Origin of the sequence: Picosynechococcus sp. PCC 7002, assembly GCF_963860125.1 — a bacterium.
Classification (GTDB): domain Bacteria; phylum Cyanobacteriota; class Cyanobacteriia; order Cyanobacteriales; family MRBY01; genus MRBY01.
On the sequence record NZ_CAWLFA010000001.1, the window covers coordinates 2138475 to 2159298 of the forward strand.

The following is a 20824-nucleotide window of genomic DNA, read 5'->3' on the forward strand; positions in this document are numbered from 1 at the left end:
AATTCTGACTTTTATCCTGTTGTAACTGTTTTTATGGATATCAATGCCTTTATCCATCAGAGTGCGGGCAATTGGTTCGCCCAGCGCACATTTTATCAAGCCCACCACCCAGAGCCTGATAATGGCAAAGCTAATTTGGCCTTTGAGCTACTGCCCCTCGATCACCCAGAAGTTAGTCGTTTTGCGGCGGCGATCGCCCAGGCTCCCAATGAACATTGGCGTGTCTTCCAGAGCAGTTGGGACACCTCCGTGGATTGGGGTAAACCAAAAGCCGTTGGGAGTTCTCTCTTTGCCTTTGTGATTAACCCCGACCAGCCGACCCAAGGGCAAGCCTTTAGCTTGGACGAGCGCACCCTTGCCCAGGGTCAGTATCGCCTTGGGGAAGATCAAATTTTGATCGTTACCCTAGAAGCGGGAGAAGTAAAAATTATCGAACGGCAATGGTTTGGCAATGAAAATCTCCGCCTCAGAACCAACATCGTCACGGGTAAAACAGGCGTTTTACAGACTGCTTTTTACTCAGAAATCCGTCGGATCATTGAACCCGAAAAAACTGCAGAAGTAACCGCTGAAGCCAGTAACTAACGAACGCTTTTAGTGCTCGAAAACATTGTCATAAAAGGCAAGATCTAAACTGATAAAGGTGGGGAGACAACGGAGACATTCTTCCATCAGAGGCCAACGGTTTTCGCGCTGGAGCATAGCTGTTAGTTTGCGCATCATGGGAATGAGATAGCGCACATCGTTTGAGGCATATTTAAGCTGTTCCGCGCTGAGGACTGCTACATTTCCCCAATCAGAACTCTGGGCCGATTTGTCCAGTTCAACGCCCATTAATTCTTTGACCAACGCTTTTAGGCCATGGCTAGAGGTATAGGTGCGGCCTAATTTGCTGGCGATTTTAGTACAGAAAAAGGGCCGAGTTTCGATGCCAAAGACATGGCGTAGTTGGGCAAGATCGAACCGCGCAAAGTGAAAAACTTTTGTGATTTCAGGGGCTTCCATTAGGGCTTTTAAGTTGGGAGCGGCGGTCTGACCCTGGGCGATGCGAATCGCACTGACATAGCCAGCATCATCACAGAGTTGCACCAGACAAAGGCGATCGCGGTAAGGGTTGAGGCCCATGGTTTCGGTATCGATGGCGATCGCCCCAGATTTGAGGTAGCGTTCTAAAATTTCGAGGCTGAGGTCTTGGTCAAAAAGTGCAAATTGATCCATGGTTTCGGTCTAAGTTTGTAATAAAAAAATGGCGCAGTCGTTTTAGCACCCGTTAAAAGGAGGAACCTGGTTGGGCAAGGAAGTCCAATTCGGCCTCGGTGCTGGTGCGGCCCAAAATTTGATTGCGGTGGGGGAAACGCCCAAATTGCTGAATAACGTCAAAGTGGCGCTGGGCATATTCTAAAAAATCGCTGCCCATTTCAGTATTTTTTTCTAGTTGACGAAACAAGGCGAGAGATTGGTATTGATCATCAAGATTTTCGCTGTGCTCAAAAGGAAGGTAGAGAAATACCCGTTGAATTGGCCAAAGATCTTGATCAAATTTCTGGGCGATCACCTGTTTCGCTAGGGTTAATGCCTGGGGATCCGTGGCAAAGGCTTGGGGATCACCACGAAAGAGATTGCGGGGCACTTGATCAAAAAGCAAAATTAAGGCCAAGCAAGATTCGGGGGCATCACGCCAGGTACTAAATTTTGCGGCGATCGCCTTTCGGTATAAAGGCCCTAGGGTTTCAGCAACGGCATTGTCAAATGCTTGGCTTTTGCGGAACCATTCTTTGCGGGGTTGACCATAATCCGGCGCATCAGGTCGGCCAAACCAAAAATTTAAGACCGTTTGCCAGGGTTCCGCCATCGATAACCGTGCCTCCCACTGAAAATATGCCAGAATCTTACCATTAATGTAAGCAAGGAGAGAGGGTGTGCCGTTCTATCAAAGTTGCGATCGCCTCACGGAACTAGGACAGCAAATTTTACAGACGACCTGGCGCAAATTTCCCAGCCTGAGTCCCGAACAAATCGCCCTAACGTGGTTGGTCTATGACAATCCGGTGGTGGTCAATACCGATGGTGCCCTTTCGCCAGAAGCTTTTTGGGAGCACCCAGTCCGGGGGTTTCAATATCGGGGTGATGTGCGCCTTTATCCGGCGAGTGTGGTGAAACTTTTTTATTTAGTAGCGATCCACGAATGGCTAGAGGGACGAATGCTCCAGAACAGCACCGAGCTAGAACGGGCAATCCAGGACATGATTGTTGAGTCGAGTAACGACGCCACGAGCTACATTGTCGATAGTCTCACCGGAACCACCAGCGGCCCGGAACTCCCCCCAGAACCCCTGCAAACCTGGAGCCACCAGCGCAACATTATCAATCGCTATTATCAGTCCCTCGGTTGGGCGGAACTCGCGCCGATCAATGTCAATCAAAAACCTTGGAGTAATGGCCCCTATGGTCGGGAGCGGCAGTTTTTGGGGGCAAACTATGAAAATCGAAATATGCTCACCACCAATGCAATCGTCCGGTTATTTCACAGCATTATGGGCGGCGTTGCCGTCTCCCGTGAACGGTGCCAAAGCATGATTCATTTATTGAACCGCTCCCTTGATCCGGCGGATCTGCAGGAATTTGACGAGGAAAATCAAGTAACTGGCTTTTTGGGGGAAGTGCTCCCAGACGGTAGTCAACTGTGGTCGAAGGCGGGTTGGACGAGCCGCGCCCGCCATGATGCTGCCTACATCGAAGTGCCGGGGCAGCAACCTTATTTATTGGTTGTGTTCACAGAAGGGGAAGCCAATGCGAAAAATCGCGCCATTCTCCCTTTTATTTCCCAGGAAATCCTGGGGGCGATCGCCAATATTTAACGCACTTGAATGGTTGTCTCAAGGGAGACGGTGCCTGAAAGGGAATTCGTAATCAAACAATTGGCTTCTGCTTTATGGAGGAGGCGATCGCCTTTGGCTGGGTCACTCTCCGGGGGGATCACGAGGGTTGCGGTAATTTGGTAATGGGTAAATTGGGTCAAACGATCCGCTTTTTCTAGGGTGCCCGCCACGGAACAATGCAAAGATTCCCAAGCAAAATTAGAGGCCCGGGCTGTCCCCCGAAAGCTGAGGATAAAACAATCGGCGATCGCCCCTACCAATAAAGTTTCTGGCGACCAATATCCTGCTGGCCCACCGAATTCTACAGGAGGAGCAGACTCCATGGCGTTTAGGCCAGTACTTTCGAGGGTGACGTTGCTAGTGTTGCTTGCCCTAGCCTGGACGGCGTAATAGTGGGGAAGAGGTTGGCTCGTCATTTTTTACTAAAAAATTATGTATCGATACAATCATGGTAGCGGTGATTTTCTGGGATGCTCTACTGGGGCTGTAATTTGGCCGTGAGTTCCTGGCGTAGTCGGTGCAAAATAGAGTCTCGATCCAAAGATTCAATGATGTTTTTAACGACGACTTTCGGATCAGCGTCCCCCCAGGAACCACCATTGGCTAAATAGGTTTGGGTGCTTTTGCCGATAATTTGGGTCGTGAGTCCGGCGATCGCCCCTTGGGTCACTGCCACAGAAAGATAAGGCATGACCGATAATCCTCCCGTAAGTGGCGCACTAATCCCCAGGGCGGTTTTCAGGGAGCTGAGGCCAAGATTTGCCAGCACTTCCCCAAGGCTAATCCCCCCCATACTCAAGACAATTTTCTGGAGGAGGGCGATCGCCTCCCGTTGGTTTAAGGGCAAACCATACCACTGGGCCAAACGAATAATCAGGGCCACATCTACCACCGCCCCGCTAAATACATCCACAACTGTCACGGGATTTAAAGCCACAGCAACTGCTTTGGTGAGCATCGCCCGTTCAATGAGGCGATCGGCTGCCTGGGCACGCAATAGAAGTTTACGTTGGGTCAGTTGGCCATGGAGCCGATCCACAAAGAGCATGGAATTGAGCGCTAAAAGGGCTTTTCCCTCCCGGTCGAGGATTTCAAGAATTTTCAACTTGAGATCAATTACATTCGCGGTGCCCCGTTCTCGGAGAATGTGGCGTTGTCCCGTGGCATCGGTAGTGATTTTGGTGACGAGAGGAGCCGCTGAAACCATGACAATTTCTGCGGGGGAGAGCAATTCTTTCACCCGGCGATCACATATAGTTTGGTAAATCAAATCTCGGTCAGTGCTGGGGTATTGATCTACCTTGTTAAAAACCAAGATCATCGGCTTGCCCACATCCCGGAGCTGGGACAACGCTTCAAACTCGACCCGTGACATATCCCCAGCGATGACAAACAGCAATAAATCCATTTGCTTGGCGATCAGTTTAGCGAGCTGTTCGCGGGTTTCGCCGTTCACCTCGTCAATGCCTGGGGTATCGATCAACTCTAAACGTCCTTGACCTTCCCGAAAAAAAGTCGCCCGTTGAATTTCGCTATTGGCGATCGCCTCCGTCTGCAATGTCCAAGGTACCTGCTGAATATCCGTCGTGACACCATGGAGGGCCCCGGTCTGAAAAACCTCTTTCCCTAACAGTGCATTTAAGACCGAGGATTTACCTCGTCCCACCAAACCAAAGGCCGCGATTTGCAGACGGGTTTGTTCTAATTTATCCAGCATCTGTGAAAGCTGGGCAATTTCCCCCTCTAGGCCCTGTTGTTCTGTCTGGGTGAGATCCAGATGTTGCAATGCCTGGCGGAGTACATCCTGGGCGTGTTGGTAATTGATTTCCGTTTGAATCTCTGAAAAGTTGGCGATCGCCCCTTCCAAATCCGTCTGTGACCAGTCCACCATCGCTTTAATACAACTTTTCCATGACTATCTAGGGACAATCTCAGTTATTCAAACACATCTTTCAACGCTGTTCTGGCCGCCAAATGATTTCTCGTAGAAGTCAAAATTTCTACCTCCCGCCGCAATCTTTCCTGGGTGTCTTGTAATTCCAAGAGGGCTTGTTGCTCCTCCGCAACGCCATACAAACTACCCGCAATCCAAAAAGACAATTCCCGTGGCAGATCCGGCAATTCCTCCGGTAGCTCTAGATCTTGACCGGCGAGCTTGGCCGATAAACCCACCACATCCATTAACACCTGTTTTGCATCTACCGCCAAAGAAGATAAATTTCCTGTCGTTGGATCATCTTCGATCCATTCCACCAAACCGACCCGGTAGGGCTTTTCACGGACATAATCTAAAACCCGAAATCGCTGTTGGCCAATCGTCAACATTTTCATTCGGCCATCGGGTAATTTTTCGCAGTGGACAATTTCTGCGCAACAACCCACATTGGCGATCGTGCCATCCACAGGATTGACCATTAATACCCCAAAACGTCGATCATGCTCCAAAATCGTGTTCATCATAATGCGGTACCGAAACTCAAACACATGGAGCGGTAAAGGCCGCGATGGAAACAGCACCAATTCCGGTAACGGGAAAAGTGGTAGTTCTCGGACAGCAACGGAAAAAGAGGTCATGGGCGGTGACAAATACGATCTGTTTATACTGTAGCGGATATACAAAACCTAAAGGAAACGGAAAGGGTCTTCCCCGAAATAAATTCAGAAAAGACCCAGATTGAATATCATTCAAAGATGACTTTTTTGAGCTTGAAAAATACTGGCCTTAGCCTAAAGTTTCACTTCGATATCTACCCCAGCCGGTAGATCAAGCTTCATCAAAGCATCGATGGTTTTAGAAGAGGGCTGGTAAATGTCAATAATGCGACGGTGAGTCCGGGTCTCGAAGTGCTCCCGGGAATCTTTATCGACGTGGGGAGAGCGGAGCACACAATAAATTTTACGTTTCGTGGGGAGGGGAATTGGGCCGATCGCCGTTGCGTTGGTACGGTTAGCGGTATCAACAATTTTTTCGCAAGATGTGTCGAGTAGGCGACGGTCAAATGCTTTCAAACGAATCCGGATTTTTTGCTGTTGCAGAGTTGCCATTGTTTTTATTTGTCAAGGTGCAGGATAGACTACAAATCACACGTCGAAAAAGCGGCTGTGTAATTTTACCAAGCTAGGTTTTGAGCCTGAATGGGGAGTAGGCGTATGCTTTAAACCCGCTCCCCACCAGTGAATTCAGCCGTTAGGCTTACTTCAGGATCTTAGAAACGGTACCAGCACCGATAGTGCGGCCACCTTCACGGATCGCAAAACGCATCCCTTGCTCAATGGCAATGGGGTTGATGAGTTCTACGGTCATCTTGATGCGATCGCCAGGCATAACCATTTCAGCGCTGGAGCCATCATCGGCGGTGAAAGCAGAGATGGTACCAGTTACGTCAGTTGTCCGGACGTAGAACTGAGGACGGTAGTTGGGGAAGAAAGGCGTGTGACGACCACCTTCTTCTTTAGTCAAAACATAAACCTCAGCTTCGAAGTTGGTGTGGGGGGTGATAGAACCGGGCTTAGCAAGGACCATGCCGCGCTCGATATCATCCTTTTGTACACCACGGAGGAGTACACCAACGTTGTCCCCAGCCATCCCTTCATCGAGGGTCTTCTGGAACATTTCAACACCAGTAACGGTGGTGCTGCGGGTGTCTCTAATCCCAACGATTTCGATGGTTTCGCCAACTTTAACGCGACCACGCTCGATCCGACCGGTGGCAACGGTACCACGACCAGTAATGGAGAAGACGTCTTCTACAGCCATCAAGAAAGGCTTGTCAACATCCCGCTCAGGCAGGGGCATATATTCGTCAACGCTGTCCATCAGGGCCAAAATTTTGTCAACCCACTTGTCTTCGCCACGCTTGATGTTGGGGTTAGCAACGAGGGCTTCTACTGCCTTGAGCGCAGAACCAGTGGTGATCGGAATATCATCGCCAGGGAAGTCATATTCACTGAGCAATTCACGAACTTCAAGTTCAACCAACTCAAGGAGTTCTTCGTCATCAACTTGGTCTTCTTTGTTCAAGAAAACAACAAGGCTAGGTACACCAACCTGCTTGGCCAAGAGGATGTGTTCACGGGTCTGGGGCATCGGGCCATCGGCTGCAGAAACCACAAGGATACCGCCATCCATCTGTGCTGCACCAGTGATCATGTTTTTCACATAGTCAGCGTGACCAGGGCAGTCAACGTGAGCATAGTGACGATTTTCTGTCTCGTATTCTACGTGGGCAGTGTTGATGGTGATACCACGCGCTTTTTCTTCAGGAGCCGCGTCGATATCTTCATAGCTCTTCGCTTTACCGCCACCTTGAGCCGCTAAGGCCATAGTGATCGCTGCGGTTAGCGTTGTTTTACCGTGGTCAACGTGGCCAACAGTACCAATATTGGCGTGGTCTTTGTTTCTTTCAAACTTAGCGCGTGCCATGAGTTTCGTTATTCCTTAATCGTTAAAAGTTTGCGTTCCCTTTGTTTTTTGCGATGATGGCTTCAGCCACATGGCGAGGCACCTCATCGTAGTTGCTGAATTCCATCGAAAAGATACCACGTCCTTGGGTTTTTGAACGGATATCGGTAGCGTAACCAAACATTTCTGCCAGTGGAACCTTTGCAGAAACCTTAGCCAGGCCTTCTTCGGAATTCATACCTTGGATGTTGCCCCGACGGGCATTGAGGTCACCCATGATGTCACCAAGGAATTCCTCAGGGACTTCGACCTCAACCTGCATGACAGGTTCTAGCACCACGGGAGAGGCCTGGTCAACGGCATTACGGATTGCGATAGAACCAGCAATCTTAAATGCCATCTCTGAGGAATCTACGTCGTGGAAAGAGCCATCAAGCAGGGTGGCTTTGAGATCAATCATCGGGTAGCCTGCGATGATACCAGATTCGCATGCTTCTTTCATCCCCTGTTCTACAGACGGGATGTATTCACGCGGAATGGCACCACCAACAATCTTTGATTCAAACGCAAAGCCACTGCCTTCATCTCCAGGTTCAATCTGGATGACAACATGGCCGTATTGGCCTTTGCCGCCACTCTGACGGATAAATTTACCTTCGGCATCTGCTTTCTGGCGAATTGTCTCCCGGTAGGCGACTTGGGGTTGACCGACATCTGCCTCAACTTTGAATTCTCGCAGCATGCGGTCCACAAGGATTTCGAGGTGAAGTTCTCCCATCCCTGCGATTACTGTTTGGTTGGTCTCCGGATCGACACTGACACGAAAGGTCGGGTCTTCATCGGATAGGGCTTGGAGCGCTTTAGAGAGCTTCTCCATATCTTGTTTGGTCTTCGGCTCGACGGCGACGGAAATGACAGGTTCTGGAATGTAGAGGGATTCGAGGATGATCGGGTCATTTGCCTCGCAGAGGGTGTCACCAGTCATTGTGTCACGCATGCCGATGACGGCACCGAGATCGCCGGCACGAAGTTCGTCAACTTCAATCCGTTCATTGGATTTGAGGACAATCAGACGAGAAATTCGTTCTTTTTGGTCTTTTGTGGAGTTGTAGACATAGCTGCCTTTTTCGATAACACCAGAGTAGACACGGATAAAACTGAGTCTCCCGTAGGGATCAGAGGCAATCTTAAAGGCCAAAGCGGCAAAGGGGGCTTCGTCATCGGCTGGGCGATCGCCTAGGGTGCCATCGGGGAGTTCCCCTTGAATAGGAGGAACATCTAGGGGGGAGGGCAGATAATCGACAACGGCATCAAGGAGGAGTTGTACGCCTTTGTTTTTAAAGGCAGAGCCACACAGCAGGGGAACAATCGTCCCGGCAATGGTTCCTTGCCGGAGTGCGGCCATGATTTCTGCTTCGGTAAAGGCTTCTCCTTCTAGATATTTTTCCAGGAGGCTTTCGTCACTCTCGGCGATCGCCTCGATCATGATCGTGCGATATTCAGCGGCTTTATCCTGTAATGCTGCGGGAATTTCTGTGATTTCAATGTCCTGACCAATATCATCTTTGTAGATATGGGCCCGCATTTTCACCAGGTCAATAATGCCTTGAAATTCGCTTTCGGTACCAATGGGAATCTGAATCGCGATGGCATTGGCTTTGAGGCGATCGCGGATTTGCTCGTAAACTTTAAAGAAATTTGCGCCGGTGCGATCCATCTTATTGACGAAGGCAATCCGGGGCACGCGGTACCGGTCAGCCTGACGCCAAACGGTCTCTGATTGGGGTTGCACACCACCGACGGAACAAAAAACTGCGATTACACCATCGAGCACCCGCATCGAGCGCTCTACTTCAATCGTGAAATCAACGTGTCCAGGGGTGTCAATAATATTAACTTTGTGGTTGCGCCAGCTCGTGCTGATCGCGGCAGCGGTAATTGTAATACCCCGCTCCCGTTCTTGTTCCATCCAGTCGGTCACTGCGTTGCCATCGTGAACCTCTCCGATCTTGTGGACAATTCCGGAGTAGAACAAAATTCTTTCAGTTGTCGTGGTTTTACCCGCATCAATATGCGCGGCAATGCCAATGTTACGGACTTGTTCTAGGGCGATGCTACGTGGCACGATGACCTCCTGCAAACTGATTTTCTAAAGGCGATCGCACAATCAAAAAAAATCTTTTTAAAGTGTGCGCGCCGAAAAATGATGATGAAAACAGTTGCTTAATACTTCTTAGCAATGGCGACTCATTATTATAGTCTTGCTGTTTCGTTTCGTCTAGCACCGGGGAATTTTTTGTTGTGAAAAACAAACTGAAATCTTCCCCGGTATAGATTGTTTTTAGTAGCGGTAGTGGGCGAAAGCCTTGTTCGCTTCTGCCATCCGGTGGGTATCTTCCCGCTTCTTGATTGCGCCGCCCGTTTCGTTGGCTGCATCCATCAATTCGTTGGCAAGCTTGATCGCCATGCTTTTACCGGAGCGTTGCCGAGCATAGCCGATTAACCAACGGAGGGCCAAAGCAGTACCCCGGCCTTGGCGGACTTCCATGGGCACCTGGTAGGTTGCGCCACCAACACGACGGGCCTTAACTTCCACGAGGGGAGTCAGGTTACGGATTGCTGTTTCAAAGACTTCGATGGGATCGCTGCCAGTTCTTTCTTTGATGATGTCGAGGGCATCGTAAACAATCCGTGCTGCCAAGGATTTTTTGCCGCTTTTCATCACACGGCGGATAGTCATGCTGAGAAGACGGTTGTTGTACACGGCATCAGGCGGCACAACACGCTTTTTAGTAACTGAGCGACGAGACATATTTTTCTATGCTTTTACAGATAGAGGGTTTTCTTAGGGTGGTTGCGCTAGGCGGCCTAGGCGCGATTTTTAAAATAGGGGCAGCAATTTTATATAAAGGGAACACTCCACCGGTAGTCGTGAGCTTTGGGAGGTTCGCAACAAGCTTAAATAAATTCAATGGAGAATCTAAATTCTGGGAAAAATTGGCGATCGCAACTCTTGCCAATCATTCAACCGGATAGATTACTCTTTAGGGCGCTTAGCACCATATTTGGAGCGGCCTTGCTTCCGATCCTTAACACCAGTCGCGTCGAGGGTGCCACGGACAATATGATAACGGACACCAGGTAAATCCTTCACACGACCGCCCCGGATGAGGACGACGGAGTGTTCTTGGAGGTTGTGGCCGATGCCAGGAATGTAAGCGGTCACTTCAAAACCAGAGGTCAAACGCACACGAGCCACCTTCCGAAGCGCAGAGTTCGGCTTCTTGGGGGTGGTGGTATACACACGGGTGCAAACGCCACGACGCTGGGGGCATTGCTTAAGAGCGGGGGACTTAGTCTTTTTCTTGAGCTTGTAGCGCTCTGAACGAATAAGCTGTTGGATAGTTGGCATGGACAATTGCCCTACGCGGATGGTTTAACGTAGGTCATTAACATTGACAAATTACAATCTTAGTGACAAAGATCGGCTACTGTCAAGGTTCTTTCTGAAAGGACTGACCACAGTTGCAGGTTTTGATTGTGTGGGGATTTTTAAACCGAAAGCTTCCCCCCATTAAATCTTCGGAGTAGTCAATGCTGAGGTCTTTGAGCTGCTCGGCATCATTGTGATTAATCAAGATGTTGATATTGCGGATCGTTTCTTGGCGATCGCCGCTCTGGGGTTCAGCATCTAGAGAAAATTGGTAGATGTAGTCTAAACAGCCGCCGGACTGCACAGTGATCCGGAGATAACTATCAGTCGCTTGGCGACTACGCTGGATACGTTTAATTTCTTGGGCGGCGCTCGGAGTGATTTGAATCATTTCAAAAAAGGAAAAGCCAATGGGAACCAAGCTCTACTGGCGAGCATAGTCATCCTGGAAGCGAATAATATCATCTTCGCCCAGGTACTCACCATTCTGCACTTCGATCAAGATCAAGGGCACAACGCCAGGATTTTGGAGGCGATGCTTGGTACAGGCCGGGACGTAGGTGGATTGGTTCGGGGTTAATAATTCAGTTTTGTCACCACATTCAACGTGGGCCGTTCCAGACACAACGATCCAATGTTCACTACGATGATGGTGCATCTGGAGACTGAGGCGATGACCGGGTTTTACTTCGATGCGTTTGATTTTGTAGCCTGGCCCTTCATCGAGAACCGTAAAAGTACCCCAGGGTCGAGAATCAGTGGGGCATGGTTGAGTTGGGGCCGTGGTGGCAGGGCTACTGGATTGTCCCGTCAAGATCATGGGCACTCAAAAACCGTAGATGACAACATAAATACTTGCCTCCCATTATGCGTCAGGGACGGCAATTGTGTTGAAACCAATTCTGGAGAAGTTGCCGACATTCCATTGCTGCGATCCCACCAAGAACTGGGAAAGAATGATTAGAAAAGGGAGCATCGGGAAAATTAGCCATACTGCGTAGAGCGCCTGTTTTCGGATCATCAGCACCATAAACGACTTGCTTAAGACGGCTGTGAATCATCGCTCCGGCACACATGGGACAGGGTTCGAGAGTGACATAGAGGGTGCAGTCCTGGAGATGCCAATCTTGGCGCATCTGGCTGGCGGCACGGATCACCAGCATTTCGGCGTGGGCGGTGGGATCTTGGGTTTTTTCTTTGCGATTACCACTCTGGGCAAGGCATTGATTTTTGCCATCAACAATCACAGCACCGACGGGGATTTCTCCAGATTGTCCGGCAACTTTTGCGAGGGCGATCGCCTTTTGCATCCAGTGATAATGGCGTCGATATTCTGCTTGGGTAATCACTGGTGTAGTAATACGTTTAGCTCGCCTTTTTGTTCAAGGGCGAATAAATCTGTGCAACCGCCGATGTGGGCGTTGTTGATGAAAATCTGGGGGACAGTGCGCTTGCCATTGGCCCGCTCTGCCATTTTTTTACGGGCAATCTCATCCCCATCAATTTTGTATTCCGTGAAATGTACCCCTTTGAAAAAAAGCAATATTTTCGCTGCAATGCAGTAGGGACAAGTCCGCCAAGTATAAATTTCAACCTTGGCATGAATCCCCGTTGCTTTTTTTCCAAATAGCGACTTCAGGCAATTAAACATTTTTGACGTTCTCCCATACCCTTAATCATTGCTTTGCCGCCAATTATGCCCATTCACACTCAACATGGGACTGACAAAGTCAATGGACTTAAGGTTAAACTTTAGAATACTTTAAACACTGCTGATCCTAAGGAAAAATTCCATCTGAGCCATGCGAGCGAGTGGCATGATTACCGGATCGATATATTTCTAGATCAGCCACAATATATTTTTAATCACCTTTCTCTGGACATTAACTCAACAGCAAAACTATGAGCACTTCAACCCTCACCCGTGACTACAAGGTCGCCGATATTAATTTGGCAAGCTGGGGCCGCAAGGAAATTGCGATCGCCGAAGGCGAAATGCCCGCCCTCATGACCATCCGGAAAAAATACAGTGCAAGCAAGCCCTTAGCTGGGGCAAAGATTATTGGCTGTATCCACATGACCATTCAGACGGCGGTGCTGATTGAAACCCTGGTCGAACTGGGGGCCGAAGTGCGTTGGTCATCCTGTAATATTTTCTCTACCCAAGACCATGCCGCAGCGGCGATCGCCGAGGCAGGCGTACCCGTTTTCGCGTGGAAAGGGGAAACCGAAGAAGAATACATGTGGTGTATTGAGCAGACCTGTCGCACCCCTGACGGCGAACTTTGGGATGCCAACATGATCCTCGACGATGGTGGTGACCTGACGGGCTACATCCACACTACCTATCCTGAAATGCTCTCCCGCATCCATGGCGTCACCGAAGAGACCACCACTGGCGTCCATCGTCTCTACGAAATGCTCGAAAAGGGCAAACTAAAAATCCCCGCCATTAACGTTAATGACTCCGTTACCAAGGCGAAAAACGACAACAAGTATGGGTGCCGCCACAGCTTAAACGATGCGATTAAACGCGCCACTGACCACCTCCTCGCCGGGAAAAAAGCCCTGGTGATTGGGTATGGCGATGTGGGCAAAGGCTCGGCTGCGTCTCTCCGTCAGGAAGGCATGATTGTCAAGGTCACTGAAGTTGACCCCATCTGCGCGATGCAGGCTTGTATGGATGGATTTGAAGTGGTTTCACCCTTCATTAACGGCATCAACAATGGGCCAGAGAGCATCAATAAAGATCTCTTAGCGAATACGGATCTCTTGGTGACGGCCACCGGTAACTTTAATGTTTGCGATGCCAATATGCTTGCTGCCCTGAAGCCCAGTGCAGTGGTTTGCAACATTGGTCACTTCGATAATGAGATTGACACTGCTTACATGCGGAAAAACTGGCAGTGGGAAGAAATCAAGCCCCAAGTTCATAAGGTTTATCGCAGTGATGATCCCCAGGACTTTTTGATTCTCTTAGCGGAAGGTCGTTTGGTCAACCTGGGGAATGCGACAGGGCACCCCTCCCGGATTATGGATGGTTCGTTTGCTAACCAAGTTCTCGCGCAAATGTTCTTGTTTGAGCGTCAGTTTGCCAACCAAGATCCCAGTGAACGCAAGATTACGGTTGAGGTGTTACCGAAGCATCTTGATGAGGAAGTGGCCCGCTACATGGTGCAAGGTTTTGGCGGCGTGATCACCCAACTCACCCAAACCCAAGCGGATTACATCCATGTACCTGTGGCAGGGCCTTTCAAAACGGAAAGCTACAAGTACTAAAGCTTGATTTCTTTTTAACTTGAATAAACATGACAGGGGTTGATCTGGGTCAACCCTTTTTTGATGGCGGGTTTTAACCTAAAAATGTATTGATCACTTTGCCCGTGAGCGTTTTTTGCCACCAAGGGGTATTGGTCTGGGGACAGTGGAGATTTTCGTGGTTAACCTGCCAGGTTTTGCTGGGGTCAAAAAGGATTAGGGGTTGGCAATTTTCGGGGGCAATCGACTTTATTGCCTGACCTAAGCATTTCTGGGGATTGGTACTGAGGGCTTGCCAAAGTTGGAGGGGTTGCCATTCTTGGGAAACAACAAAATTTTGCCAGAGGATTGGCAGGGCAATTTCTAAACCAATCACGCCGGAAGGGGCTTCGGCAAAGCTGACGGTTTTTTCTTCGTAGAGATAGGGTTGGTGGTCAATGGCGATCGCCTCAATGACCCCAGTTTTCACGCCCTCGATTAATGCTTGTTGATCTTCGGGATTACCAAGGGGCGGATCTAGGCGGAGATTCGGGTCATAGGTACTGAGGGCCTTCGTATTCCAGAGCAGATGCATCCAAGAAACACTGGCAGTAATTGGCAATCCCCGTTGTTTGGCTTCCGCAATCAATTCCACCCCCCGGGCGGTGGAGATGCGCATGAGATGGACAGGGGTTTTCAGTTCGGCCACCAGTTCACAGATCGAAGCGATCGCCGTGGTTTCTACTGAGACTAATTCCTCCACGAGGCCATAGGCTAAACTCGCCTTGCCGTAGCGGGCCGTTCCCCCGTTATGGAGGGCTAAATTTTGCGGGTAGAGGGCGATGGGTCGGTGATGGGGGCATAAATATTCGAGGGTACGCCGCAGCAGGAGCCAATTGTTTAACGCTTGGCTGTCGCTAAATCCGGCAATATTTGCGGCCGCGAGTTCTCCTAATTCCGTGAGGCTTTCCCCTTGGCATTTTTTCGTCAGGGCAGCCCAGGGTAAAAAATTTGGTTTGGGGCCGGGTATTTGCTGGATGAGTTGTTGAAAGCTTTGCAGTTGGCCAAGATTATCAAGGGGAGGCTGGGTATTCGGCAAAATCCCCACTTGGGTAAACCCTCCAGCGAGGGCACCTTGGGCGAGTTGTTTCAACGTTTCGCGGGATTCGTACCCAGGTTCGCTACTGTGGCTATAAAGATCCACTAAACCGGGCGCCAGGATTAGATCTGCGGCTTCGATGGATTCTACTGCGGTGGGGAGATCTGACAATTGGGGGGTGATCGCCTGGAGCTGACCATCCTTAAACCAGACATCTTGGCGATGATCCAAGTTGGCCACGGGATCCAGAACCCGCACCTGCCGTAAAACAACGTTATCCATTGCCGCGCTTACCACCGAAATATTCCCCTTCCATGAAAATCCGTCCCCCATTCTACTGTTTCTGCCCCAAATCCCCCTGGACTTTGTGAAATTCAACAACATTTACGACAAAAGCGAATCGGTCTCACTATGATGATTTTGTGGTGATTTTGGAGTGAATCAAAAATGAGTGCATTGCGAGTGGGCATTGCGGGGCCAGTGGGGTCAGGGAAAACAGCCCTTTTGGATGCCCTATGTAAGGCGCTACGCGACCAATATGCGATCGCCGTCGTCACCAATGACATTTACACCAAAGAAGACGCCCAGTTTTTAACCCGCTCCGGCGCACTTCCCCCAGAACGCATTATGGGAGTTGAAACAGGGGGCTGTCCCCACACGGCGATCCGTGAAGATGCGTCCCTCAATTTGGCGGCGATCGCCGAACTCGAAGAAAAATTCCAGCCCTTGACCCTGATGTTCGTTGAAAGTGGGGGCGATAATCTGGCGGCGACCTTTAGCCCGGAACTCGTGGATGTGACGATCTATGTGATTGACGTGGCCGCAGGTGACAAAATTCCCCGTAAAGGTGGCCCTGGTATCACCAAATCGGATCTGTTGGTCATTAACAAAATCGATTTAGCCCCAGCAGTGGGCGCTGACCTAGACGTGATGGATCGCGATGCCAAAAAAATGCGGGGGGATAAGCCCTTTATTTTTACCAATCTCAAGACCCAAACTGGCTTAGAGGCGGTGCTTGATTTCATCAAAAAACATATTCTTGAGTAACGTAAAAAACAAAATAATTCTAATTCAAAGAACTATTTTTTTTGTCTCCCAAATGAACTCATAAGCGGTTTTAAAATTTCTCTTGATGGCATTTTTCGATACTTATCCAATTTAAATAATGGCGGCTTTTTAGGCGATTTGAAAAGTAAAAGAAGCCTCTTTCAATAATGTCTTACTTTTTTTCCTGGTTTATCGGTTTTTGGTTCATTCTCTTTGGGGGAATGCTCCTTAAAGCAACTATTGGTCAGCAACTACGTCCTTTACTGAGCTACCGTAAGCCTCCCCTGGGCCAAATTCGCCCTGGTGAGAAAATTTATTTTCAGGGACAATATAGCGTCGGCAAAAGTATTCTTTCTCCCTTAACAAAAACGACCTGTCTGAGATGGCAATTAATGGTGATAGAAACCCAAGGGAAACAGTCGAGACGCCTCATCGATCAAACTTCTAAAAGCACTTTTTTTGTCGCCGATCAACAACAAATCCTAGAAGTGCTCCCCCGTCAGCAACGCTCTGGCACGGCGATCGCCATCGGAAAAAGTCGAGTTGTGCTGTCGTCTCCCCAGCATGAACTGGATAACTACGTGGGCCTCGGCAAATGCCATTACCAAGTGCAGCAAAACATTTTCATGCCCCTCAAAGATCCCCAGGCGATCGCCTTTTTAGAAGCGAATCACATTAACCCCAAAGGCCCCCTAGGAAATCGTCGGGGGCTGGTTTTACGGGAATACATTTGGGTGGCGGGGGATCCGGTTTACATTTATGGCAAGCTGATCCGGCGCGATCGCCAGCATAAAATCCTCATCCCTTGGGTGATTAGCCACCAACCCCGCGCCCGTATTGTGATTATTTTGGGGAGCTTAGGACTCATTGGTTTGAGTTTATTAATTGCAGGGATTACGGTGATTCTTCAGGGGGGGTTGCCGCTTTAGGGGGAAGCTGCACCCAGAGGCTCCGGGGTACCGCCGCGAACTGGGCCATGGTTATTTCCTCTAGCAATTCTCCGTCTAAGAGTAGAGCCTGGGGCGACGTGGTGGTTACTGTTAACTCGGCGGTGCGCCAAGATTGGATGTGGGGATGATCAGCGGGATTGTCTTGGAGAGCCGCCTGGAATAATTCGTAGGATGCACTGAGCAAACCAAAAAGCTCTCCCTCGTCAGCCATGGTGAGAACGGTGACATCGAGTAGGGCATCTTGACCCGAGGCCCCGCCCGTTCCCTGGGCCAAAATTGAAGTGCTGGGGGCCAAGTTCGCTACGGTGATCGCGAGCACATCATCAAAGGTTTGTTGGCGATCGCCAAAATCGAGGGTCGCCTGGAAGGGTTGCAGCTTTTGCAGTTGTTGTACTGCCGTGGACAAATAGGCAAAGAAACCAAACCGTTGTTTACTATCCCGGTCAGTTTCGCCAATGGTCGCCGCCTCTAGGCCAATCCCAGCCAAAAGAATCATCGGTTGACCATTGCAGGTGGCGCAGTCGATCTGTTGGGGCTGTCCCTGCAAAATCACATCACAGGCTTGGTCGATAGCTGTGGGAATATCTAAGGCCGCCGCGAAGGCATTGGCCGTCCCCCGGGGAATAACGGCCAGGGGAATATTACTGTGCATCAAAACTGTCGCCACCGCTGAAACAGTGCCGTCGCCCCCAGACGCAATGATGAGATCAGCTCCCTGGGCGATCGCCGTTTCTGCCAAGGCCGTCGCACTTTCTTCGGGGGAGGTAAATTGAATCTCAAGCTCAACCTGATCGAGGAGCTTGGCTCGAATTTGTTCCAGTTCCTGGGGGGCATGGCCCGCACCGGATACCGGATTAAAAATGAGATGCACTTTTTTCATCGTGTTCTACGAGGGGATATGAAAAGTTCGCCCTAGACTTCCTAGAGTACCGTGGCGATCGCCGCTTGGAGTTGTTCCTGGGCGAGGTCAGTAATGATAAAAACCTCCTGGACCGATTTTCCCTTGCGGGCAATGACCTTAAAGCCCCCTTGCAATGGCACAGACACCCGCAGTTTCAACCGGGGAATATTGCCTCTGGTTCGACTGAGAGCCCCTGGGGTGATCGTGCGAATCCCCTCACAGTTGACTAATTTTTCGAGCACTGGGATCAGCCCCTCAATGTGGGTCGAATGATTCCAAACGAGTCTTCCTTTTTCCTCTGATGCCATCTACGCCGCCTCAAGGGGAGCCATGGTCAAACCTTCCCGTCGCAATTGTTGGTGATAAAGTTCCGCTGGTTCCTGGGGGCCTACCCAGACAATGGCCTGACCGTCGAAATGCACTTGATTGGTTAAATTCCAAGCTTGATCCGCCGTCATATTCGGGATGTAGGTCATTAAACAATGGGCAACATGCTCAAAGGTATTGAAATCATCGTTGAGGACAATCACCTTAAAGTTTGGGTAAGGCTTACGGACTGTTTGGCGATCGCTTTCTTTGAGAATACCGGGAGCAGGGGCCATGGTAACCGAATCAATCCTTGGGATAGACGAAGAACGTTAAAACAAATTTGTTAGAAAATTTATAGTGGGAGCATTTGGCTGATTAACCAGAATCGCTTCCTCTGGAGGCAAAAGTTGCGCCGATAATGCCCCTTATTCTAGAGAGAACCCCCCTGCTTGACAAGATGTGGGTGGCCCATTGACTCGGTTGGCGACATTTTTCAGAAAAAAGTTAACGCAAAACCTTGCGCTTTCAAAAATTCGGTGCTACATTGTATAACTGTGTTGAAAAGCACAACGGGTCGTTAGCTCAGCGGTAGAGCACTCGGCTTTTAACCGATTGGCCCAGAGTTCGAATCTCTGACGACCCATTTTTTAGGAAGTCCTGCAAGCATCATGTTTGTGGGACTTTCTCGTTTTTTCTCCACGCGGCCTTTGGGAAAGGTTCCGGTATGATGGGCTGTGTTTGTGTTTTGAGTAAGCTATGGTTTGGCAGCGTCTGGATAATCGGTTCTTCGATCAACTGCGTCCCTTTAAGTTTGAGCTAGATTTCACAAAATTTGCCCAGGCTTCTGTTTTAACAAGCTGTGGCGATACCAAGGTTTTGTGCACGGTTTCCGTAGAGGAAGGGGTGCCGCCATTTTTACGGGATAGTGGCCAAGGCTGGCTCACCGCAGAATATCGGATGATGCCCGGCGCAACCCCAGAACGGCAACGGCGCGAGTTTATGAAATTATCGGGGCGCACCCAGGAAATTCAACGGCTGATCGGCCGCAGTTTACGGGCGGCAATCGATCTCAAGGCTTTGGGCGAGCGAACAATTACCATCGATGCGGATGTGCTCCAGGCCGATGGGGGAACGCGGACCACGGCAATCACAGGGGGTTATGTGGGCTTGGCGATCGCCTGTGAGCGTTTAGTCAAAGCAGGCATCCTAGGAAAATCACCGATTATTGCACCGGTGGCGGCCATTTCTGTGGGTCTCATCGCCGGGCAAGCTTACCTCGATTTGAATTACCTCGAAGATGTGGCGGCGGATGTGGATTTCAATGTGGTGATGATCGGCGGCCAAGGGCTAAACCTCATTGAAGTGCAGGGCACCGCCGAGGCAGGCAGTTATAACCGCGCCCAACTGAATCAAATTCTCGATGTTGCAGAAAAAGGGATTCAAACCATTATGACCCTACAAACAAAAGCCATTCACTAATGGATTTTTTAGGAAAAGGCGATCGCCTTTTTCAGACCCTATTGCGAATTTTGGAGTTGTTGCCGGAGGGTTTGAACTGCTTCTAGCCAGGGAGCCTGTTGCTGCTGGCCATAGAGGGAATGGGCATAGTCCAACAGGGGCATCGCGGCGGCACGTTGATTATTTTTGATCAGAAGTTGGGCCGCCGCAAAGTAGGCATTGGCGTAGGTTGGGTCCCGCTCACTACTGGCCCGAAAAGCGGCGAGGGCTTCCGAAAAATCCCCCCGCTGGGTGAGCAAACGTCCCTGGAGATAATGCACAGCGGCGAGGTTTAACTGGCTTTTCAATAACTCTTGGATTAAAGGTTGGGCTGCTTCGGGGCGATCACCGGCGAGGTATAACTCCGCTAGTTGGATGGTAGCGTCAGGAAAATTAGGGGCTAATTCACGGGCCTTTTGCCACGCTTGGATGGCGGCGTCTCGATTGCCCTGGTGGCGATAAATTAAGCCGAGGTTGTAATGGGCGATCGCCAAATTGGGATCTAAAGATAAAGCCCGCCGGAGATAGGTTTCTGCCTGGGGCCAATTTTGACTATCGATGAGCACGCCCCCCAGATTGCCATAGGCCACCGCAAAATTAGGCTGGAGGGCAATGGTTTCAAGAAAAGCCTGGGCCGCGCTCGGTAAATCCCCCCGTTGCCCCAGGGCTAAACCCAGATTGTAATGGGCCTGCCACAGGAGCGGATCGAGGGCGATCGCCTGTTGAAATTGCGCGATCGCCCCGTCTAAATTTCCCTGCTGGATGAGGGCTAATCCCTCACTGAGCTTGGCTTTGGCTGCTGGGGTTGTTGGGGTAATGCTCGGCCATGTCTGCAGCGCTGGAGTCTGGGGGATTTCTTGGGCGATCGCCTCTCCCCTAGGCAAACCCAAAAAGAGCAGAGCGATAAAAACATTGCGAAGCGTAAATAAATTCAGCACAGATTTACAGATATTTATCCAACTTAAACTTAAACGCAAAATACCTTACAAGACATATCAGTTTTACGCAGCAGGCCGCCAAACGGCGTTAGGCTTACCACTAGGGCGTATCTTGTCCCTCTTACCCAAGAA

25 protein-coding genes and 1 tRNA gene are annotated in these 20824 nt (G+C 50.0%); 7 read left to right on the plus strand and 19 right to left on the minus strand.

The window, feature by feature from the left end; translation table 11 throughout:
* Positions 1-33 precede the first annotated feature (33 nt).
* Positions 34-585 carry a phycobiliprotein lyase gene (locus tag AACQ84_RS10400; protein ID WP_012307662.1) on the plus strand — a complete coding sequence of 184 codons (552 nt, stop codon included), beginning with the start codon at positions 34-36 and terminating at the stop codon, positions 583-585.
* Positions 586-594: 9 nt separating this feature from the next.
* Here AACQ84_RS10400 and AACQ84_RS10405 read toward each other — a convergent pair whose 3' ends face one another.
* Positions 595-1218 carry a ribonuclease D gene (locus AACQ84_RS10405; protein ID WP_012307663.1) on the minus strand — a complete coding sequence of 208 codons (624 nt, stop codon included), beginning with the start codon at positions 1216-1218 and terminating at the stop codon, positions 595-597.
* A 52-nt stretch (positions 1219-1270) separates the two neighbouring features.
* On the minus strand, positions 1271-1852 hold the full coding sequence (locus tag AACQ84_RS10410) for a DUF924 family protein (RefSeq protein ID WP_012307664.1): 582 nt from the start codon (positions 1850-1852) through the stop codon (positions 1271-1273).
* Positions 1853-1919: 67 nt separating this feature from the next.
* On the opposite strand from AACQ84_RS10410, the gene AACQ84_RS10415 reads away from it, so the two are divergent.
* Positions 1920-2858 carry a serine hydrolase gene (locus AACQ84_RS10415; RefSeq protein WP_012307665.1) on the plus strand — a complete coding sequence of 313 codons (939 nt, stop codon included), beginning with the start codon at positions 1920-1922 and terminating at the stop codon, positions 2856-2858.
* On the opposite strand, the gene AACQ84_RS10420 is transcribed toward AACQ84_RS10415, so the two are convergent.
* The 12 genes from AACQ84_RS10420 to grxC all read right to left on the minus strand — a co-directional run bounded on the left by AACQ84_RS10420 (position 2855) and on the right by grxC (position 12365).
* On the minus strand, positions 2855-3295 hold the full coding sequence (locus tag AACQ84_RS10420; RefSeq protein WP_012307666.1) for an OsmC family protein: 441 nt from the start codon (positions 3293-3295) through the stop codon (positions 2855-2857). The genes AACQ84_RS10415 and AACQ84_RS10420 overlap by 4 nt on opposite strands.
* 59 nt (positions 3296-3354) lie before the next feature.
* On the minus strand, positions 3355-4770 hold the full coding sequence (locus AACQ84_RS10425) for a GTP-binding protein (RefSeq protein ID WP_012307667.1): 1416 nt from the start codon (positions 4768-4770) through the stop codon (positions 3355-3357).
* A gap of 44 nt (positions 4771-4814) precedes the next feature.
* The gene (locus tag AACQ84_RS10430) at positions 4815-5453 is read right to left on the minus strand and encodes an LON peptidase substrate-binding domain-containing protein (RefSeq protein ID WP_012307668.1); all 639 of its coding nucleotides are present in this window, start codon (positions 5451-5453) and stop codon (positions 4815-4817) included.
* 153 nt (positions 5454-5606) lie between these two features.
* Positions 5607-5924 carry a 30S ribosomal protein S10 gene (gene rpsJ / locus AACQ84_RS10435; protein ID WP_002800099.1) on the minus strand — a complete coding sequence of 106 codons (318 nt, stop codon included), beginning with the start codon at positions 5922-5924 and terminating at the stop codon, positions 5607-5609.
* 148 nt (positions 5925-6072) lie between these two features.
* Positions 6073-7302: an elongation factor Tu gene (gene tuf / locus AACQ84_RS10440; RefSeq protein ID WP_012307669.1), complete on the minus strand. Its 1230-nt coding sequence runs from the start codon at positions 7300-7302 to the stop codon at positions 6073-6075.
* Positions 7303-7324: 22 nt separating this feature from the next.
* Positions 7325-9406, minus strand: coding sequence for an elongation factor G (gene fusA / locus AACQ84_RS10445; protein ID WP_012307670.1), 2082 nt, complete (start codon positions 9404-9406; stop codon positions 7325-7327).
* A gap of 216 nt (positions 9407-9622) precedes the next feature.
* On the minus strand, positions 9623-10093 hold the full coding sequence (rpsG, locus tag AACQ84_RS10450; protein ID WP_012307671.1) for a 30S ribosomal protein S7: 471 nt from the start codon (positions 10091-10093) through the stop codon (positions 9623-9625).
* Positions 10094-10318: 225 nt separating this feature from the next.
* On the minus strand, positions 10319-10693 hold the full coding sequence (gene rpsL, locus AACQ84_RS10455) for a 30S ribosomal protein S12 (RefSeq protein WP_012307672.1): 375 nt from the start codon (positions 10691-10693) through the stop codon (positions 10319-10321).
* Between the two features lie 82 nt (positions 10694-10775).
* Positions 10776-11105, minus strand: coding sequence for a HesB/IscA family protein (locus AACQ84_RS10460; protein ID WP_012307673.1), 330 nt, complete (start codon positions 11103-11105; stop codon positions 10776-10778).
* Between the two features lie 33 nt (positions 11106-11138).
* Entirely contained in the window at positions 11139-11534 is a 396-nt protein-coding gene (locus AACQ84_RS10465) for a phosphomannose isomerase type II C-terminal cupin domain (protein WP_012307674.1), read from the minus strand.
* Positions 11535-11586: 52 nt separating this feature from the next.
* On the minus strand, positions 11587-12063 hold the full coding sequence (gene tadA, locus AACQ84_RS10470; RefSeq protein ID WP_012307675.1) for a tRNA adenosine(34) deaminase TadA: 477 nt from the start codon (positions 12061-12063) through the stop codon (positions 11587-11589).
* Positions 12060-12365 (minus strand): glutaredoxin 3, encoded by a 306-nt coding sequence (gene grxC, locus AACQ84_RS10475; RefSeq protein WP_012307676.1) that lies wholly within the window; start codon positions 12363-12365, stop codon positions 12060-12062. Before grxC ends, tadA begins: the two co-directional genes overlap by 4 nt.
* Positions 12366-12616: 251 nt before the next feature.
* Between grxC and ahcY the strand changes: the two genes are divergently transcribed.
* Positions 12617-13993 (plus strand): adenosylhomocysteinase, encoded by a 1377-nt coding sequence (ahcY, locus tag AACQ84_RS10480; RefSeq protein WP_012307677.1) that lies wholly within the window; start codon positions 12617-12619, stop codon positions 13991-13993.
* Between the two features lie 73 nt (positions 13994-14066).
* Here the strand turns inward: ahcY and AACQ84_RS10485 are convergent, their stop codons facing one another.
* On the minus strand, positions 14067-15332 hold the full coding sequence (locus AACQ84_RS10485; RefSeq protein WP_012307678.1) for a dihydroorotase: 1266 nt from the start codon (positions 15330-15332) through the stop codon (positions 14067-14069).
* Positions 15333-15497: 165 nt separating this feature from the next.
* Here AACQ84_RS10485 and ureG point away from each other — a divergent pair, with 165 nt between their 5' ends.
* Both ureG and AACQ84_RS10495 read left to right on the plus strand, forming a co-directional pair.
* A complete protein-coding gene (ureG, locus tag AACQ84_RS10490) occupies positions 15498-16097 on the plus strand; it encodes an urease accessory protein UreG (RefSeq protein ID WP_012307679.1) in 600 nt (199 codons plus the stop codon).
* 167 nt (positions 16098-16264) lie between these two features.
* The gene (locus AACQ84_RS10495; RefSeq protein ID WP_012307680.1) at positions 16265-17026 is read left to right on the plus strand and encodes a hypothetical protein; all 762 of its coding nucleotides are present in this window, start codon (positions 16265-16267) and stop codon (positions 17024-17026) included.
* On the opposite strand, the gene AACQ84_RS10500 is transcribed toward AACQ84_RS10495, so the two are convergent.
* Genes AACQ84_RS10500 through clpS form a run of 3 tightly spaced genes read right to left on the minus strand, consistent with a single transcriptional unit; the run spans position 16992 to position 18550 of the window.
* Entirely contained in the window at positions 16992-17927 is a 936-nt protein-coding gene (locus AACQ84_RS10500) for a YegS/Rv2252/BmrU family lipid kinase (protein ID WP_012307681.1), read from the minus strand. The genes AACQ84_RS10495 and AACQ84_RS10500 overlap by 35 nt on opposite strands.
* Positions 17928-17968: 41 nt before the next feature.
* Positions 17969-18256 carry a DUF2103 domain-containing protein gene (locus AACQ84_RS10505; RefSeq protein WP_012307682.1) on the minus strand — a complete coding sequence of 96 codons (288 nt, stop codon included), beginning with the start codon at positions 18254-18256 and terminating at the stop codon, positions 17969-17971.
* Positions 18257-18550 carry an ATP-dependent Clp protease adapter ClpS gene (gene clpS / locus AACQ84_RS10510; RefSeq protein WP_012307683.1) on the minus strand — a complete coding sequence of 98 codons (294 nt, stop codon included), beginning with the start codon at positions 18548-18550 and terminating at the stop codon, positions 18257-18259.
* Between the two features lie 278 nt (positions 18551-18828).
* On the opposite strand from clpS, the gene AACQ84_RS10515 reads away from it, so the two are divergent.
* Both AACQ84_RS10515 and rph read left to right on the plus strand, forming a co-directional pair.
* Positions 18829-18900 (plus strand) — tRNA-Lys (locus AACQ84_RS10515).
* Positions 18901-19013: 113 nt separating this feature from the next.
* Positions 19014-19736: a ribonuclease PH gene (gene rph, locus AACQ84_RS10520; RefSeq protein ID WP_012307684.1), complete on the plus strand. Its 723-nt coding sequence runs from the start codon at positions 19014-19016 to the stop codon at positions 19734-19736.
* Between the two features lie 38 nt (positions 19737-19774).
* Here rph and AACQ84_RS10525 read toward each other — a convergent pair whose 3' ends face one another.
* Positions 19775-20692 (minus strand): tetratricopeptide repeat protein, encoded by a 918-nt coding sequence (locus AACQ84_RS10525; protein ID WP_143589419.1) that lies wholly within the window; start codon positions 20690-20692, stop codon positions 19775-19777.
* Positions 20693-20824: the final 132 nt, after the last annotated feature.

Bases quoted from the DNA above. Each gene is read 5' to 3' on its own strand.
- rpsL (WP_012307672.1), bottom strand. From the start codon at position 10,693: ATGCCAACTATCCAACAGCTTATTCGTTCAGAGCGCTACAAGCTCAAG.
- tuf (WP_012307669.1), bottom strand. From the start codon at position 7,302: ATGGCACGCGCTAAGTTTGAAAGAAACAAAGACCACGCCAATATTGGT.
- AACQ84_RS10405 (WP_012307663.1), bottom strand. From the start codon at position 1,218: ATGGATCAATTTGCACTTTTTGACCAAGACCTCAGCCTCGAAATTTTA.
- clpS (WP_012307683.1), bottom strand. From the start codon at position 18,550: ATGGCCCCTGCTCCCGGTATTCTCAAAGAAAGCGATCGCCAAACAGTC.
- rph (WP_012307684.1), top strand. From the start codon at position 19,014: ATGGTTTGGCAGCGTCTGGATAATCGGTTCTTCGATCAACTGCGTCCC.
- AACQ84_RS10400 (WP_012307662.1), top strand. From the start codon at position 34: ATGGATATCAATGCCTTTATCCATCAGAGTGCGGGCAATTGGTTCGCC.
- AACQ84_RS10410 (WP_012307664.1), bottom strand. From the start codon at position 1,852: ATGGCGGAACCCTGGCAAACGGTCTTAAATTTTTGGTTTGGCCGACCT.
- AACQ84_RS10430 (WP_012307668.1), bottom strand. From the start codon at position 5,453: ATGACCTCTTTTTCCGTTGCTGTCCGAGAACTACCACTTTTCCCGTTA.
- AACQ84_RS10465 (WP_012307674.1), bottom strand. From the start codon at position 11,534: ATGATCTTGACGGGACAATCCAGTAGCCCTGCCACCACGGCCCCAACT.
- AACQ84_RS10485 (WP_012307678.1), bottom strand. From the start codon at position 15,332: ATGGATAACGTTGTTTTACGGCAGGTGCGGGTTCTGGATCCCGTGGCC.
- ureG (WP_012307679.1), top strand. From the start codon at position 15,498: ATGAGTGCATTGCGAGTGGGCATTGCGGGGCCAGTGGGGTCAGGGAAA.
- AACQ84_RS10425 (WP_012307667.1), bottom strand. From the start codon at position 4,770: ATGGTGGACTGGTCACAGACGGATTTGGAAGGGGCGATCGCCAACTTT.
- rpsG (WP_012307671.1), bottom strand. From the start codon at position 10,093: ATGTCTCGTCGCTCAGTTACTAAAAAGCGTGTTGTGCCGCCTGATGCC.
- AACQ84_RS10460 (WP_012307673.1), bottom strand. From the start codon at position 11,105: ATGATTCAAATCACTCCGAGCGCCGCCCAAGAAATTAAACGTATCCAG.
- grxC (WP_012307676.1), bottom strand. From the start codon at position 12,365: ATGTTTAATTGCCTGAAGTCGCTATTTGGAAAAAAAGCAACGGGGATT.
- AACQ84_RS10495 (WP_012307680.1), top strand. From the start codon at position 16,265: ATGTCTTACTTTTTTTCCTGGTTTATCGGTTTTTGGTTCATTCTCTTT.
- AACQ84_RS10505 (WP_012307682.1), bottom strand. From the start codon at position 18,256: ATGGCATCAGAGGAAAAAGGAAGACTCGTTTGGAATCATTCGACCCAC.
- rpsJ (WP_002800099.1), bottom strand. From the start codon at position 5,924: ATGGCAACTCTGCAACAGCAAAAAATCCGGATTCGTTTGAAAGCATTT.
- ahcY (WP_012307677.1), top strand. From the start codon at position 12,617: ATGAGCACTTCAACCCTCACCCGTGACTACAAGGTCGCCGATATTAAT.
- AACQ84_RS10500 (WP_012307681.1), bottom strand. From the start codon at position 17,927: ATGAAAAAAGTGCATCTCATTTTTAATCCGGTATCCGGTGCGGGCCAT.
- AACQ84_RS10420 (WP_012307666.1), bottom strand. From the start codon at position 3,295: ATGACGAGCCAACCTCTTCCCCACTATTACGCCGTCCAGGCTAGGGCA.